Raw genomic sequence first — 13,892 nt, forward strand, 5'->3', positions numbered from 1 at the left:
GTCTCCGGTTCCACGACCGACCGGCAGCAAGAAAAAAGCCACAGATCAGAACGTTTCTTCTGACCTGTGGCACGGTGGGGCGGGTGGGACTCGAACCCACGGCCGACGGATTATGAGTCCGCTGCTCTAACCGGCTGAGCTACCGCCCCTCTACGGCGTGGCGCGTACACGTGTGCGCGCCGTCTGCCGCAGCATAGCCGCTCATACGATCTGCTGCCTCGCATGATCGGCTTCGCCTGCCCAAGAAGACCGTGCCGAGCGCTGCCCGGTTCCGGCTCGGGGCAAAAAAGAAGAGGACCCGCCGGGGGCCCTCGTCTTCCGTGCTCCCCCGACTGGACTCGAACCAGTAACCTGCCGGTTAACAGCCGGCTGCTCTGCCAATTGAGCTACAGGGGATCGCGCTCCCCCGACTGGACTCGAACCAGTAACCTGCCGGTTAACAGCCGGCTGCTCTGCCAATTGAGCTACAGGGGATTGCTGCGGTGCGCCGAACAGCCCACCTCCGGCCTTGCCGGGGGGCGAGCGCCCGTTGCGAGTCATAGATTAGCGCAAGCAGGGGGGTGCTCCGCCAATCGGTATCGGCAGTGGGCCGGGCACCACACGACGAAGGGTGGCAAGCATGCGGTACAAGGTCACGTTCGTGATCGGACTGGCCGTCGGGTACGTGCTCGGGACCCGGGCCGGGCGCGAGCGGTACGAGCAGCTGAAGAAGTCCGCACGGGAGGTCGCGCAGACCCCGGCGGTGCGCAACGCCGCCGAAACCGCCGGGCAGGCCGGGCGCACCTACGCGGGCAAGGCCTTCGCCGTCGTGGGCGGCAAGGTCGGCGACAAGCTGCCGGAATCCCTCGTGTCACGGGTGCGTACGCTGCGCGGCCGGGGCGGCTCCGGCGGCGAGGACGAGTGGGGTACGAGCAACACCTGACGGTGACGCGAACGCCGCGGGCCCGGCACTTTGCGGGGCCCGCGGCGTTCGCGTGCCTACTCGGCGGTCACGACCGCCACGCGGTGCGGCAGAATTCTCCGCATGGGGATAGTCGCCGGGCTGGACAGCTCTTCCGCCTTCACTCGCATCGTCGTCTGCGACACCGATACGGGGGCCGTGCTGCGCCAGGGCTACGCGCCCCATCCGCAGCCGACCGGCGAGGCCGCCGGGGCGAACAAGCACGAGACCGACCCGCAGGCGTGGCTGCTCTCGCTCGGCGAGGCCGCCGGCAACGGGCTCCTCGAAGGGGTCCAGGCCATCGGCGTCTCCGCGCAGCAGCACGGCCTGCTCCCGCTCGACGCGCAGGGCGGCCTGGTCCGGCCGGCCCTGGTCGGCAACGACAAGCGGGGCCAGGTCGCGGCGGCCGACCTGATCGAGGCGCTGGGCGGCCGGCAGGCCTGGGCGGAGGCCGTGGGTTCGGTGCCGCACTCGGCGCAGCCGCTGGCGAAGCTCGCCTGGCTGGCCCGGACCGAGCCCGAGGCGGCCCGGCGGGTGGCCGTACTGATGTCCCCGCACGACTGGCTCGTCTGGCAGTTGCTCGGCCGGCCCGCGCGCCGCACCACCGACCGGGGCGGCGCTTCCGGGACCGGCTACTGGTCCCCGGCCACCGGTTCCTACCGGCCCGACCTGGTCGAGCTGGCGCTCGGGCACCGGGCGCTGCTGCCCGAGGTGCTCGGCCCGGCCGATGCCGCCGGGACGACCCCCGAGGGGCTGCTGATCTCGGCCGGTACCGGGGAGACCATGGCCGCCGCGCTCGGGCTGGGCCTGGTCCCCGGCGACGCGGTGGTCTCGCTGGGCGCCTCGGGGTCGGTGATGGCCGTGCACCCCCACGCCGTCTCCGATCCGGGCGGCCTGATCACCTCGCTCGCCGACGCCAGCGGCATGCACCTGCCGGTGGTGAACACCTCCAACGCCGTACGGGCCCTGCGCGGCACCGCCGAGTTGCTGGGCACCGACCTGGAGGGGCTGAGCGCACTCGCGCTGAAGTCGACGCCGGGCGCGCACGGCCTCGTACTCCTGCCGTATTTGGAGGGGGAGCGGACCCCGGACCTGCCGCTCAGCGCGGGCACCCTCTCCGGTCTGCGCCGGGACTCGATGAAGCCGGAGCACCTGGCGCGGGCCGCGTTCGAGGGCATGCTCTGCGGGCTGGTCGACGCCCTCGACGTGCTGCGGCACCGGGGGGTGGAGATCCGCCGGGTGTTCCTCCTGGGGGCGGCGGCCGAGCTGCCCGCCGTACAGGCCGCGGCGCCGGGGCTGTTCGGCACGCAGGTCGTGGTGCCGGCTCCCGCCGACTACGCCGCGCTGGGCTCCGCGCGCCAGGCGGCGTGGGCCCTCGGTGTGGCGCAGGGCACGCTCGCCCCGCACAGCCCGCCGGTCTGGCCGGCCCCGGCCGCCCAGACGTTCGAGCCGGGCGAGGAGTTCCCGGCGTGGCAGGCGGTGCGCCAGCAGTACGTGGCCACGCGCGAGCAGATCCACCCCGGGGCGTTCCAGGGCGGGGCGTTCCAGGGCGGGACGGCGTAGGACCCCCGTCGGGAGGAGTACTCCTTTTGACCGGGCTTTGCGAAAACCGTTGGGGTTGTGGCCTCCGGTTGGCCGAAGATGGGGTGAACCCCCCTCGATCATGCCGACCGGAGCCTGCGCGTGCTCATACGACTTCTGCGGACACACCTGCGTCCGTACAGGAAACCCATCGCCCTCCTGGTGCTGCTGCAACTGCTGCAGACCAGTGCGAGCCTCTACCTGCCCACGCTCAACGCGGACATCATCGACAACGGTGTCGTCAGCGGTGACACGGGGTACATCCTGCGTTTCGGCGCCCTGATGCTGGGCGTGTCGCTCGTCCAGCTCACCTGCAACATCGGCGCCGTCTACTTCGGCGCCCGCACCGCCGCCGCGGTCGGGAGGGACATCCGCGGCGCCGTCTTCGACCGGGTGCAGAGCTTCTCCGCCAGGGAGCTCGGCCAGTTCGGCGCCCCGTCGCTGATCACCCGTACGACGAACGACGTACAGCAGGTCCAGATGCTGGTCCTGATGACCTTCACGCTGATGGTGTCGGCGCCGATCATGTGCATCGGCGGTATCGCCATGGCGCTGTCGCTGGACGTGAAGCTGTCCGGGGTGCTGCTCGCCGTCGTCCCCGTCCTCGGCCTGTCCGTCGGCACGATCGTCTTCAAGACGCGCCCGCTGTTCCGCACGATGCAGACACGGCTGGACATCGTGAACCGGGTGCTGCGCGAGCAGATCACCGGCAACCGCGTGATCCGCGCCTTCGTCCGCGACTCCTACGAGAAGGAGCGCTTCCGGGAGGCGAACGCGGAGCTGACCGGGGTGTCGCTGGCCTCCGGCAAGCTGCTCGCGCTGATGTTCCCGGTCGTCATCGTCGTCGTGAACATCTCCAGCGTCGCCGTCATCTGGTTCGGCGCGATGCGCGTGGACGGCAACGGCATGGAGATCGGCCAGCTGACGGCGTTCCTCGCCTACCTGATGCAGATCGTCATGTCCGTGATGATGGCCACCTTCATGTTCATGATGGTGCCGCGCGCCGAGGTGTGCGCCGAGCGCATCCAGGAGGTCCTGGACACCGACTCCAGCGTCATCCCGCCGGCCGACCCGGTACGCAAGCTGCTGCGGCACGGGCAGCTGGAGCTGCGCGGCGCCGACTTCCGCTACCCGGGCGCCGAGGCGCCGGTGCTGCGCGGGGTGGACCTGCTGGCCCGCCCGGGCGAGACGACCGCCGTCATCGGCTCGACGGGCAGCGGCAAGTCCACGCTGCTCGGCCTGGTGCCGCGGCTGTTCGACGCGACCGGCGGCGAGGTGCTCGTCGACGGGGAGGACGTACGCCGGCTCGACCCGGAGCTGCTGGCCAAGACGGTCGGCATGGTTCCGCAGAAGCCGTACCTGTTCTCCGGGACCGTGGCCTCCAACCTGCGCTACGGGCGCCCCGAGGCGACGGACGAAGAGCTGTGGCACGCCCTGGAGGTGGCCCAGGCCCGCGGGTTCGTCTCCGCACTCGAAGGGGGACTGGACGCGCCGATCACCCAGGGCGGCACCAACGTCTCCGGCGGGCAGCGCCAACGGCTGGCGATCGCCCGCACGCTGGTGCAGCGTCCGGAGATCTATCTGTTCGACGACTCCTTCTCGGCCCTGGACTACGCGACGGACGCGGCGCTGCGCGCCGCGCTGGCCCTGGAGACGCAGAACGCGACCGTCGTCATCGTGGCCCAGCGGGTGTCCACGATCCGTGACGCCGACCGGATCATCGTCCTGGACGAGGGCCAGGTGGTGGGCGAGGGGCGCCATCACGAACTGATGGCCGGCAATGAGACCTACCGGGAGATCGTGCTCTCCCAGCTGACGGAGGCGGAGGCCGCATGAGCGGGCCCGGAGGACGGATGATGATGGGGCCGGTCCAGCGGTCCATGGACTTCAAGGGATCGGGCAAGCGGCTGCTGGGCCAGCTCGCGCAGGACCGGGCCAGGATCTGGGGCATGGTCGCGGCCGTCGTCGGCAGCGTCGCCTGCTCGGTGGTGGGGCCGAAGATCCTCGGCAACGCCACCGACCTGGTGTTCGCCGGGATCGTCGGGCGGCAGATGCCGGCCGGGATCACCAAGGCGCAGGCGCTGGACGGCCTGCGCGCCAGGGGGCAGGGCGGCATGGCGGACATGCTGTCCGGCACCGACTTCACCCCGGGCCGGGGCATCGACTTCTCCGCGGTCGGGTCCGTCGCGGTCTGGGCGCTGGTGGTCTTCACCCTCGCCGGACTGCTGATGCTGGTCGCGACGCGGCTGTCGAACCACATCATGAACGGCACCGTGTTCCGGCTGCGCGAGGAGCTGCGGGGGAAGCTGTCGCGGCTGCCGCTGTCGTACTTCGACCAGCAGAAGCGCGGTGAGGTCCTCAGCCGCGCCACGAACGACATCGACAACATCGGGCAGACGCTCCAGCAGACGATGGGCCAGCTGCTCAACTCGCTGCTGACGATCGTCGGCGTGCTGGCGATGATGTTCTGGATCTCGCCGCTGCTGGCGCTGGTCGCCCTGGTGACGATCCCCGTGTCGGTGTTCGTCGCGGCGAAGATCGGCAAGAAGTCGCAGCCGCAGTTCGTGGCGCAGTGGAAGTCCACGGGCGCGCTCAACGCGCACGTGGAGGAGATGTACTCGGGCCACACGCTGGTCAAGGTGTTCGGCCGGCAGAAGGAGTCCGCGGCCGTCTTCGCCGAGCAGAACGAGGCGCTGTACCGGGCCTCGTTCAAGGCACAGCTGGTCAGCGGGATCATGCAGCCGGTGATGTTCTTCATCTCGAACATCAACTACGTGCTGGTGGCGGTGGTCGGCGGTCTGCGGGTGGCCTCGGGTTCCCTGTCGATCGGTGACGTGCAGGCCTTCATCCAGTACTCGCGCCAGTTCTCGATGCCGCTGACGCAGGTCGCCTCGATGGCGAACCTGGTGCAGTCCGGAGTCGCCTCGGCGGAGCGCGTGTACGAGCTGCTGGACGCGCGGGAGCAAGAGCCGGACGCGGAGGTTCCCGAGCGGCCGGAGCGGCTGCGGGGCCAGGTCACCCTCGACAAGGTGGCGTTCCGCTACGAGCCGGACAAGCCGCTCATCGAGGGCCTCTCGCTGAGCGTCGAGCCGGGGCAGACGGTCGCGATCGTCGGCCCGACGGGCGCCGGCAAGACCACGCTCGTCAACCTGCTGATGCGGTTCTACGAGGTCACCGGCGGCCGGATCGCCCTGGACGGGGTGGACGTCGCGAAGATGACCCGCGAGGAACTGCGCACGGGCATCGGCATGGTGCTCCAGGACACCTGGCTGTTCGGCGGCACCATCGCGGAGAACATCGCCTACGGGGCTTCGCGCGAGGTCACGCGCGAGGAGATCGAGGAGGCGGCGCGGGCCGCGCACGCGGACCGGTTCATCCGCACCCTGCCGGACGGCTACGACACGGTGCTGGACGACGAGGGCGCGGGCGTCAGCGCGGGTGAGAAGCAGCTCATCACGATCGCCCGGGCGTTCCTGTCGGATCCGGTGATCCTGGTGCTCGACGAGGCGACGAGCTCAGTGGACACCCGTACCGAGGTGCTGATCCAGAAGGCGATGGCGCGCCTCGCGCACGGCCGTACGTCCTTCGTGATCGCGCACCGGCTCTCCACCATCCGCGACGCGGACGTGATCCTGGTGATGGAGAATGGCTCGATCGTGGAGCAGGGCACGCACGAGGAACTGCTCGAGTCGGACGGCGCCTACGCGCGGCTGTACGCGGCGCAGTTCGCGCAGGCGGTGGCCGAGGTCGACTAGCCGGACCTCGCCGTCGGCCGGGGGTGCCCTCGTACGGGGGCACCCCTTTCGTGCGCAGCGGGTCTCCCGGGGGGGGCCGCTCAGTCGAGGTAGCCGCGCAGTTGGTCGGCGAAGGCGTGGTCGCGCAGTTTGTTGAGCGTCTTGGACTCGATCTGGCGGATCCGCTCGCGGGTCACGCCGAAGATCCGTCCGATCTCCTCCAGGGTGCGCGGGCGGCCGTCGGCGAGGCCGTAGCGGAGCTGGACGACCTTGCGTTCGCGTTCGCCGAGGGTCGACAGCACGGCTTCGAGGTGCTCGCGCAGCAGGAAGAACGCGGCGGACTCGACGGGTGAGGCGGCGTCCCCGTCCTCGATGAGGTCGCCGAGGGCGACGTCGTCCTCCTCGCCGACCGGCGCGTGCAGGGAGACCGGCTCCTGGGCGAGGCGGAGCACCTCCAGCACCCGTTCGGGGGTCAGTTCCAGGTGGGCGGCGACCTCTTCGGCGGTGGGCTCGTACCCCCGCTCCTGGAGCATGCGGCGCTGCACGCGCACCACGCGGTTGATCAGTTCCACGACGTGTACGGGCACGCGGATGGTCCGGGCCTGGTCGGCGAGGGCCCGGGACATCGCCTGCCGGATCCACCAGGTGGCGTAGGTGGAGAACTTGTAGCCGCGGGCGTAGTCGAACTTCTCAACGGCCCGGATGAGCCCGAGGTTCCCCTCCTGGACGAGGTCGAGCATGGTGAGCCCGCGGCCCACGTAGCGCTTGGCCACGGAGACGACGAGCCGCAGGTTGGACTCGATGAGGCGGCGTTTGGCCATGCGGCCCATGACGACGAGCTTGTCCAGGTCGAGGGTGAGCTGGAGGTCGAGCCCGGTGGCGGCGGCGAGTTTCTCCTCGGCGAACAGTCCCGCTTCGACGCGCCGGGCGAGTTCGACCTCCTCGACCGCGGTCAGGAGCGGGATCCTGCCTATCTCGCGCAGGTACTGCCGGAACAGGTCCGCGGAGGGGCCCGCCCCGCCCGTACCGGCCGTCCGGCCCGTCCCGCCCGTCTCACCCGTCCCGCCCGTCTCACCCGTCCCGCCTTCATGGTCGCCGTCGCGCCCGCGCTGCTCGGGCACCTCCCCGGTCAGGTCGAGGACCTCCGGTTCCTCGGGCTCGACGTCCACGACTTCGGCCTCCGCATCGGCGGGTTCGTCGGCCTGGGCGGGGTGGCTCACGTTCGCGGTCAGGGTCTGGGTCTGCACGGGGGCGACCTCCAGGGCTCCGAGGACGGGGGCACCGGATTTCAGTGTGGGGTACGACACATCGCAGCCACGAGGGGCGTGCGAGCACTTTCTGAGTCCGGTGCGTGACCGGATGGTTACCCCCCGCCGGGACGCCCGAAGCCGCCCGGACGCATGTCCGAGCGGGCCCGCGGCTCAGGCCGGCTCGACCCGCACCGCGCAGGTCTTGAACTCCGGCATGCGGGAAACCGGGTCCAGGGCCGGGTTGGTGAGGGTGTTCGCGCGCCCCTCCCCCGGCCAGTGGAACGGCATGAACACCGTGTCCGCCCGGATCGCGTCGGTGATGCGGGCCGGGGCGACCGCGCGCCCGCGCCGGGAGACGACCGCCAGCGGGGCCCCTTCGGTGACGCCCAGGCGGGAGGCGAGGCGGGGGTGGAGTTCCACGAACGGGCCGGGGGCGGCCGCGTTGAGCTCCGCGACCCGTCGGGTCTGGGCGCCGGACTGGTACTGGGCCACGACCCGGCCGGTGGTGAGCAGCAGCGGGTACTCGGCGTCGGGGACCTCGGCCGCGTCCCGGTGCACGACGGGCACGAAGCGGGCCCGGCCGTCGTCGGTGGCGAAGCGGTCCAGGAACAGCCGGGGTGTTCCGGGCGAGCCCTCGGGGCAGGGCCAGAAGACGCCCTGCTCTGCTTCGACGCGGGCGTAGGAGATCCCCGAGTAGTCGGCCGGGCCGCCCGCCGAGGCGCGGCGGAGTTCCTCGAACACCTCCTCGGGGACGGTGGGGAAGCCCTTCTCGACGCCGAGCCGGGTGGCGAGGCCGTGCAGGACCTCCAGGTCGGTGCGGACGCCCGACGGCGGGGTCAGGGCCCGGCGGCGCAACAGGACGCGGCCTTCCAGGCTGGTGGTGGTGCCGTCCTCCTCCGCCCACTGGGTGACGGGGAGCACCACGTCGGCCAGTTCGGCGGTCTCGGAGAGGACGACGTCGGCGACGGCGAGGAAGTCCAGGGAGCGGATCCGGCCCTCGATGTGGGCGGCGCGGGGCGCGGAGACCACCGGGTTGGAGCCCATCAGCAGGAGCGCCTTCACCTCGGTGCCGAGGGCGTCGAGGAGTTCGTAGGCGCTGCGGCCGGGGCCGGGCAGGCTGTCCGGGTCGACGCCCCAGACGCCGGCGACGTGGGCCCGGGCCGCCGGGTCGGTCAGCTTGCGGTACCCGGGGAGCTGGTCGGCCTTCTGGCCGTGCTCACGCCCGCCCTGGCCGTTGCCCTGCCCGGTGAGGCAGCCGTAACCGGACAGCGGGCGCCCGGCGTGGCCCGTGGCCAGGCAGAGGTTGATCCACGCGCCGACGGTGTCGGTGCCCTTGGACTGCTGCTCCGGGCCGCGGGCGGTCAGCACCATGGCGGACTCGGGGGCGCAGAACATCCCCACCGCCTCGCGCAGTCGGGGCACGGGGACCCCGGTGATCCGCTCCACCAGCTCCGGCCAGTGCGCCATCGCTGCGGCCCGCGCCTCGGGCCAGCCGCTGGTGCGCCCGGCGATGAACGCCTCGTCGGTGCGCCCTTCGGCGACGACGAGGTGGAGCAGGCCCAGGGCGAGGGCGAGGTCCGTCCCGGGGCGGGGGGCGAGGTGCAGGTCGGCCTGTTCGGCGGTGCGGGTGCGGCGCGGGTCCACCACGATCAACGTGCCGCCGTTGTCCTTGAGTTCCCGCAGGAAGCGCAGGGCCGGCGGCATGGTCTCGGCCAGGTTGGAGCCGACGAGGATCACGCAGCCGGTGCGGGGGACGTCCTCCAGCGGGAACGGCAGGCCGCGGTCCAGCCCGAAGGCGCGCTGGTGGGCGGCGGCCGCGGAGGACATGCAGAAGCGGCCGTTGTAGTCGATCTGGGAGGTGCGCAGGGCGACGCGGGCGAACTTGCCCAGCGCGTAGGCCTTCTCGTTGGTCAGCCCGCCGCCGCCGAAGACGCCGACGGCGTCCGGCCCGTACGAGCGCCCCGTGCGGGCGAGGCCCTCGGCGACGGCGTCCAGTGCCTCGTCCCAGCCGGCCGGCTCCAGTCGCCCGGTACGGCCGCGCACCAGCGGCTGCGTCAGGCGCACCCGCGAGGACAGGACGGCGGGGGCGGTACGTCCCTTGCCGCACAGGGCGCCCCGGTTGACGGGGAAGTCGGGCCGCTCCTCCACCTCGACGCCGCCGTCCGTCCCGGCGCGCAGGTTCATGCCGCACTGCAGGGCGCAGTACGGGCAGTGCGTGGCGGTGACGGGTCCGGCGGTGCCTTCGGTGTGCATACCGACCACGGTGCGCCGCGGGTGTTACACGGACCGCCCCCTCGCGTTACGGCCGGGGGTTCTCCCCCTCAGCGCTCCCGCCGGCCCCCGGTGAGGCGCGGCGTCGGCGCCGGTGCGGGCGGCACGCGCTGTTGCGGCCCGGCAGGGGTGAGCTCAGTGGCCCGTCAGGTGCTTCACCGTCAGGCCCGCCGTCCAGCCGCCGTCGACCGCGAGTTCGGCGCCCGTCATGTAGGCGGCGGAGTCGGAAAGGAGGAAGGCGACGGCCGCGGCGATCTCCTCGGGGGTGCCGACGCGGCCCAGCGGGGCGCCGGGGTAGTTGCCCTCGCCGGCCCGGATGCCGACCGGGGCGGTCATCGGGGTGAGCGTCATGCCCGGGTGGACGGAGTTGACGCGGATCCGGGCCTCGGCGAGCTCGACCGCGCCGATCTTCGACAGACCGCGCACGCCCCACTTGGAGGCGCCGTACCCGGCGGTCAGCGCGAGTCCGGTCAGGCCGGCGGCGGAGGAGATGTTGACGATGGAGCCGCCGCCGTTCGCGCGCAGCAGCGGGATGGCCGCCTTGATGCCGATGAAGGTGCCGACCAGGTTGGTCTCGACGACCCGGCGGAAGTGTTCGACGCTCTCGTGCTCCAGCAACTGCCCCGTGGCTATGCCCGCGTTGTTGACGAGGCCGTCGAGGCGGCCGAACTCGGCGACCGCGTACTCCAGCGCCGCCGCCCAGTCGTCCTCGCTCGTCACGTCGTGCCGCAGGAAGCGGGCCGCGCCGCCCAGTCGGGCCGCCGTCGCGGCGCCCTCGGCCTCCAGCACGTCGGTGACCAGCACCCGGCCGCCGCCGTCCACGACGGCCCGCGCGGCGGCCGCGCCCAGCCCCCGGGCCCCTCCGGTGATGACGACGGCCTTGCCGCTCAGATCCGGCACGGTGCCCACGATGCCCCCCTACGTCTGACAATCCGTGCCAGTCTGTCAGAGCGCCAGGGCGCGCGACACCCCGTCCTCCTTGGGCCCCAGGAACGTCGGCCGCGGCTTGAACACCGCGTCCAGCGCCGCCTTCCCGGCCGCGAAGACCTCGCGGGCGCCGCCGTAGTACCAGGTCGCGTCGTGTACGTCCTGCACCCCGACCCCGTACGACTCCACCCCCGCCGCCTGACACAGGGCCACGGCCCGCCGGATGTGGAAGCCCTGGCTGATCAGCACCGCGCGGTCCACGCCGAAGATCCGCCGGGCCCGCACGCAGGAGTCCCAGGTGTCGAACCCGGCGAAGTCGCTGACGATCCGGTCGTCCGGGACCCCGTGGCGGGTCAGGTAGGCGCGCATCACGTCCGGCTCCGAGTACTCGGTACGGCTGTTGTCCCCGGTGACCAGGACGACCTTGACCTTTCCGGCGCGGTACAGCTCGGCGGCCGCGTCGAGCCGGTCGGCCAGGTACGGGGTGGGCCGCGCGCCCAGCAGGCCCGCGCCGAACACCACGGCCACCGGGGCGGAGGGTGCCTGGGCCGTGCTGCCGAGCCGGTCGGCGGCCACCGCGTGCGTCCACGCCGAGGGCAGCAGCGCCAGCACGCACAGCACCATCACGGCCCGGACGGCGCGCCGCCTGGCCCGCACCGTGCGCGGCAGCAGCCCCCGCACCCCGCCCGCGATCCGGCTCAGGCGCGCTCCGCGCATGACGTTCCCCCTGGTTGTCGCTGGTTGTCACCCGGTCTCCGCTGGTCAGGACGCGGCCGGGGCCGGTCCGGTTTCACCCGCCGCCGGGCCGCGTCCCGCCCCGCCCACTGTGAGCAGCCGGAAAAGACCCGTCACGGCGGCGCAACGCGGCGGCAATCTGCGCCCCGCAGGATCGGTTCATGACGGAGCCCGCGCACCCTCCGGAAATCCCCGCCCTTCCCGTCTCCCCCCGCCACCGCCGTCGAGCCGCCGACCCGGATCACCGTCCGTCCCGGTGCTCAGCCGGACACCGCGCGTCCCCCGGGGCCCGGACCAACGGAGTGCCCGCATGCAGCCCGCCCTCGTCGCCGTCGCCCACGGCAGCCGTGACCCGCGCGCCCTCCACAGCGTCCGGGCCCTGCTGGAGCGGGTCCGCCTGCTCCGCCCCCGCCTCGACGTCCGCCTCGGGCACATCGAGCTGAACCGGCCGCTGCTCGGCGAGACGCTCGACGCCCTCGCCGGGGAGGCCGTCCTCGTACCGCTGCTGCTGAGCCGCGGACACCACGTCAAGCGCGACCTCCCCGCGGCGGCCGCCCGCGCTGCGCACCTGCGCACCCGGGTCGCGGCCCCGCTCGGGCCGCACCCGCTGCTGGTCGAGGCCCTGTACGAGCGGCTCCTGGAGGCCTCCTGGGCGCCGGGGACGGCGGTGGTACTGGCCGCCGCCGGCTCCCGCGACCCGGACGCCGCCGAGGACACCCGCCGCACCGCCGCCCTGCTGTCCGAGCGGCTCGGCGGGGTGCCCGTCGTGGCCGCCCACGCCTCCGCCGCGACCCCGTCCGTGGCCGGCGCCCTGCGCACCCTCGCGGCCCGCGGGCACCACCGGATCGCCGTGGCCTCGTACTTCACCGCCCCCGGCCGCTTCGCCGCCCAGAGCGCCGCTGCCGCGACCGGTCCGGCCGCGGCGCCGCTCGGCGACCACCCGGCCCTCGCCCGTCTCGTCCTGCTGCGCTACGACCAGGCCCTCGCCCGGCGCCGGACACCTCTGGAGCCGGCCACCGCGTAGGTCCGGGCCGCCCCGGATCACCCGCATTGTCGGCTCTTCCGGTTAACGTCTGAGCATGGAAGGCATGGAGAGCACCACCCGCACCGACCCCTACGAGCCTGCCGACACCGAGCGCTGGGCCGCCGAGCCCGACAAACGGCCCGGCCGCACCGCCTTCCAACGGGACCGCGCCCGCGTACTGCACTCCGCCGCCCTGCGCCGCCTCGCCGGCAAGACGCAGGTCGTCACCCCCGGAACCCGCTCCTACGACTGGGACGCGAGCCCCCGCACCCGCCTGACCCACTCCCTGGAATGCGCGCAGGTGGGCCGCGAGCTGGGGGCGGCCCTCGGCTGTGATCCCGATCTGGTCGAGGCCGCCTGCCTCTCCCACGACATGGGCCACCCGCCCTTCGGACACAACGGCGAGGAAGCCCTCAACGAGTTCGCCAAGGACTGCGGCGGTTTCGAGGGCAACGCGCAGTCGCTGCGCCTGCTGACCCGGCTGGAGCCGAAGCGGTTCGTGCCCGATCCGGTGACGGGCGAACTCGTCAGCGTCGGTCTCAACCTGACCCGGGCCGCGCTGGACGCCGCCACCAAATACCCCTGGCCGCGCGGCGGGCACCCCACCGACCCCGACTCGGTGAAGTTCGGCGCGTACGAGGACGACCTGCCGGTCTTCGGCTGGCTGCGCCGGGGCGCGCCCGCCGACCGCAAGTGCTTCGAGGCGCAGGTCATGGACTGGGCGGACGACGTGGCGTACTCGGTCCACGACTTCGAAGACGGTCTGCACGCCGGGCACCTCGACCCGAACATGCTCTTCGCCGAACCGGAGCGCGATGCCATCTGGCAGGTCGCGATCGGCCGGTACGTGCCCGCCGACACGGCGCCGGAGGAGCTGCGGGAGGCCCTGGACCGGCTGATGGGGGAGGAGTGGTGGCCGCACGGCTACGACGGCTCGGCCGTCGCCCAGGCCCGGCTCAAGGACGCCACCAGCCAGCTGATCGGCCGCTTCTGCCTGGCCGCGGAGGCGGCGACCCGGGAGGCGTACGGATCGGGCCGCCTCACCCGCTACGCCGCCGAGCTGGTCGTTCCCCGGGAGGCGCGCAACGAGTGCGCCGTCCTCAAGGCGGTCGCCGACCTGTACGTGATGCAGCGCGACGAGCAGGAGCGGCTGCGCGCGGACCAGCGCATCGTCCTGGCCGAACTCGCCGAGGCGCTCAGCGCCCGCGCACCCGAGGGCCTCGACCCCCAGTTCCGGGCGATCTTCGAGGACGCGCCCGACGACAAGGCGAGGAAACGGGCGGTCATCGACCAGATCGCCGCCCTCACCGACGCCTCGGCCCGCTCGTTGCACGCCCGTCTCACCCGACGCCCGCGACGCGCCGAAGGGTGAGCCGATCGGGCCACTCCCCCTTCACGGGGCAGGCTCGGTGCGGGACGCTCGCATGTGG

10 protein-coding genes and 3 tRNA genes are annotated in these 13,892 nt (G+C 72.8%); 6 read left to right on the forward strand and 7 right to left on the reverse strand.

All coding sequences use genetic code 11. The features are described 5' to 3' along the window. Positions 1-75 precede the first annotated feature (75 nt). From OHA81_RS10870 to OHA81_RS10880, 3 genes are all read right to left on the reverse strand, one after another. Positions 76-149, reverse strand: a tRNA-Ile gene (locus OHA81_RS10870). 174 nt (positions 150-323) lie between these two features. Beyond that, positions 324-396 (reverse strand) — tRNA-Asn (locus tag OHA81_RS10875). A 5-nt stretch (positions 397-401) separates the two neighbouring features. Beyond that, a tRNA-Asn gene (locus tag OHA81_RS10880) sits at positions 402-474 on the reverse strand. Positions 475-619: 145 nt separating this feature from the next. On the opposite strand from OHA81_RS10880, the gene OHA81_RS10885 reads away from it, so the two are divergent. The 4 genes from OHA81_RS10885 (at position 620) to OHA81_RS10900 (ending at position 6,276) form a co-directional block, all read left to right on the forward strand. After that, positions 620-922: a YtxH domain-containing protein gene (locus OHA81_RS10885; protein ID WP_329195019.1), complete on the forward strand. Its 303-nt coding sequence runs from the start codon at positions 620-622 to the stop codon at positions 920-922. Between the two features lie 102 nt (positions 923-1,024). Then, positions 1,025-2,503, forward strand: coding sequence for an FGGY family carbohydrate kinase (locus OHA81_RS10890; RefSeq protein WP_329195021.1), 1,479 nt, complete (start codon positions 1,025-1,027; stop codon positions 2,501-2,503). Positions 2,504-2,623: 120 nt separating this feature from the next. Beyond that, positions 2,624-4,357 (forward strand): ABC transporter ATP-binding protein, encoded by a 1,734-nt coding sequence (locus OHA81_RS10895; RefSeq protein WP_329195024.1) that lies wholly within the window; start codon positions 2,624-2,626, stop codon positions 4,355-4,357. After that, the gene (locus OHA81_RS10900; RefSeq protein WP_329195027.1) at positions 4,354-6,276 is read left to right on the forward strand and encodes an ABC transporter ATP-binding protein; all 1,923 of its coding nucleotides are present in this window, start codon (positions 4,354-4,356) and stop codon (positions 6,274-6,276) included. Before OHA81_RS10895 ends, OHA81_RS10900 begins: the two co-directional genes overlap by 4 nt. Positions 6,277-6,356: 80 nt before the next feature. Here the strand turns inward: OHA81_RS10900 and OHA81_RS10905 are convergent, their stop codons facing one another. From OHA81_RS10905 to OHA81_RS10920, 4 genes are all read right to left on the reverse strand, one after another. Next, entirely contained in the window at positions 6,357-7,562 is a 1,206-nt protein-coding gene (locus tag OHA81_RS10905; RefSeq protein ID WP_329195030.1) for an RNA polymerase sigma factor, read from the reverse strand. 114 nt (positions 7,563-7,676) lie between these two features. Continuing rightward, positions 7,677-9,758 (reverse strand): molybdopterin oxidoreductase family protein, encoded by a 2,082-nt coding sequence (locus tag OHA81_RS10910; RefSeq protein ID WP_329195032.1) that lies wholly within the window; start codon positions 9,756-9,758, stop codon positions 7,677-7,679. Between the two features lie 153 nt (positions 9,759-9,911). Then, the gene (locus OHA81_RS10915; protein ID WP_329195034.1) at positions 9,912-10,676 is read right to left on the reverse strand and encodes a glucose 1-dehydrogenase; all 765 of its coding nucleotides are present in this window, start codon (positions 10,674-10,676) and stop codon (positions 9,912-9,914) included. A gap of 45 nt (positions 10,677-10,721) precedes the next feature. Beyond that, positions 10,722-11,420, reverse strand: a complete 699-nt coding sequence (locus OHA81_RS10920) for a SanA/YdcF family protein (RefSeq protein ID WP_329195036.1) — start codon at positions 11,418-11,420, stop codon at positions 10,722-10,724. A gap of 328 nt (positions 11,421-11,748) precedes the next feature. On the opposite strand from OHA81_RS10920, the gene OHA81_RS10925 reads away from it, so the two are divergent. Then, positions 11,749-12,462, forward strand: a complete 714-nt coding sequence (locus OHA81_RS10925; RefSeq protein WP_329195038.1) for a sirohydrochlorin chelatase — start codon at positions 11,749-11,751, stop codon at positions 12,460-12,462. Positions 12,463-12,517: 55 nt separating this feature from the next. Next, positions 12,518-13,834 carry a deoxyguanosinetriphosphate triphosphohydrolase gene (locus tag OHA81_RS10930; protein ID WP_329195040.1) on the forward strand — a complete coding sequence of 439 codons (1,317 nt, stop codon included), beginning with the start codon at positions 12,518-12,520 and terminating at the stop codon, positions 13,832-13,834. The last annotated feature ends 58 nt before the right edge of the window (positions 13,835-13,892 follow it).

Origin of the sequence: Streptomyces sp. NBC_00667 (assembly GCF_036226825.1) — a bacterium.
Classification (GTDB): domain Bacteria; phylum Actinomycetota; class Actinomycetes; order Streptomycetales; family Streptomycetaceae; genus Streptomyces.

Bases quoted from the DNA above. Each gene is read 5' to 3' on its own strand.
- OHA81_RS10885 (WP_329195019.1), top strand. From the start codon at position 620: ATGCGGTACAAGGTCACGTTCGTGATCGGACTGGCCGTCGGGTACGTG.
- OHA81_RS10890 (WP_329195021.1), top strand. From the start codon at position 1,025: ATGGGGATAGTCGCCGGGCTGGACAGCTCTTCCGCCTTCACTCGCATC.
- OHA81_RS10900 (WP_329195027.1), top strand. From the start codon at position 4,354: ATGAGCGGGCCCGGAGGACGGATGATGATGGGGCCGGTCCAGCGGTCC.
- OHA81_RS10910 (WP_329195032.1), bottom strand. From the start codon at position 9,758: ATGCACACCGAAGGCACCGCCGGACCCGTCACCGCCACGCACTGCCCG.
- OHA81_RS10920 (WP_329195036.1), bottom strand. From the start codon at position 11,420: ATGCGCGGAGCGCGCCTGAGCCGGATCGCGGGCGGGGTGCGGGGGCTG.
- OHA81_RS10925 (WP_329195038.1), top strand. From the start codon at position 11,749: ATGCAGCCCGCCCTCGTCGCCGTCGCCCACGGCAGCCGTGACCCGCGC.
- OHA81_RS10930 (WP_329195040.1), top strand. From the start codon at position 12,518: ATGGAAGGCATGGAGAGCACCACCCGCACCGACCCCTACGAGCCTGCC.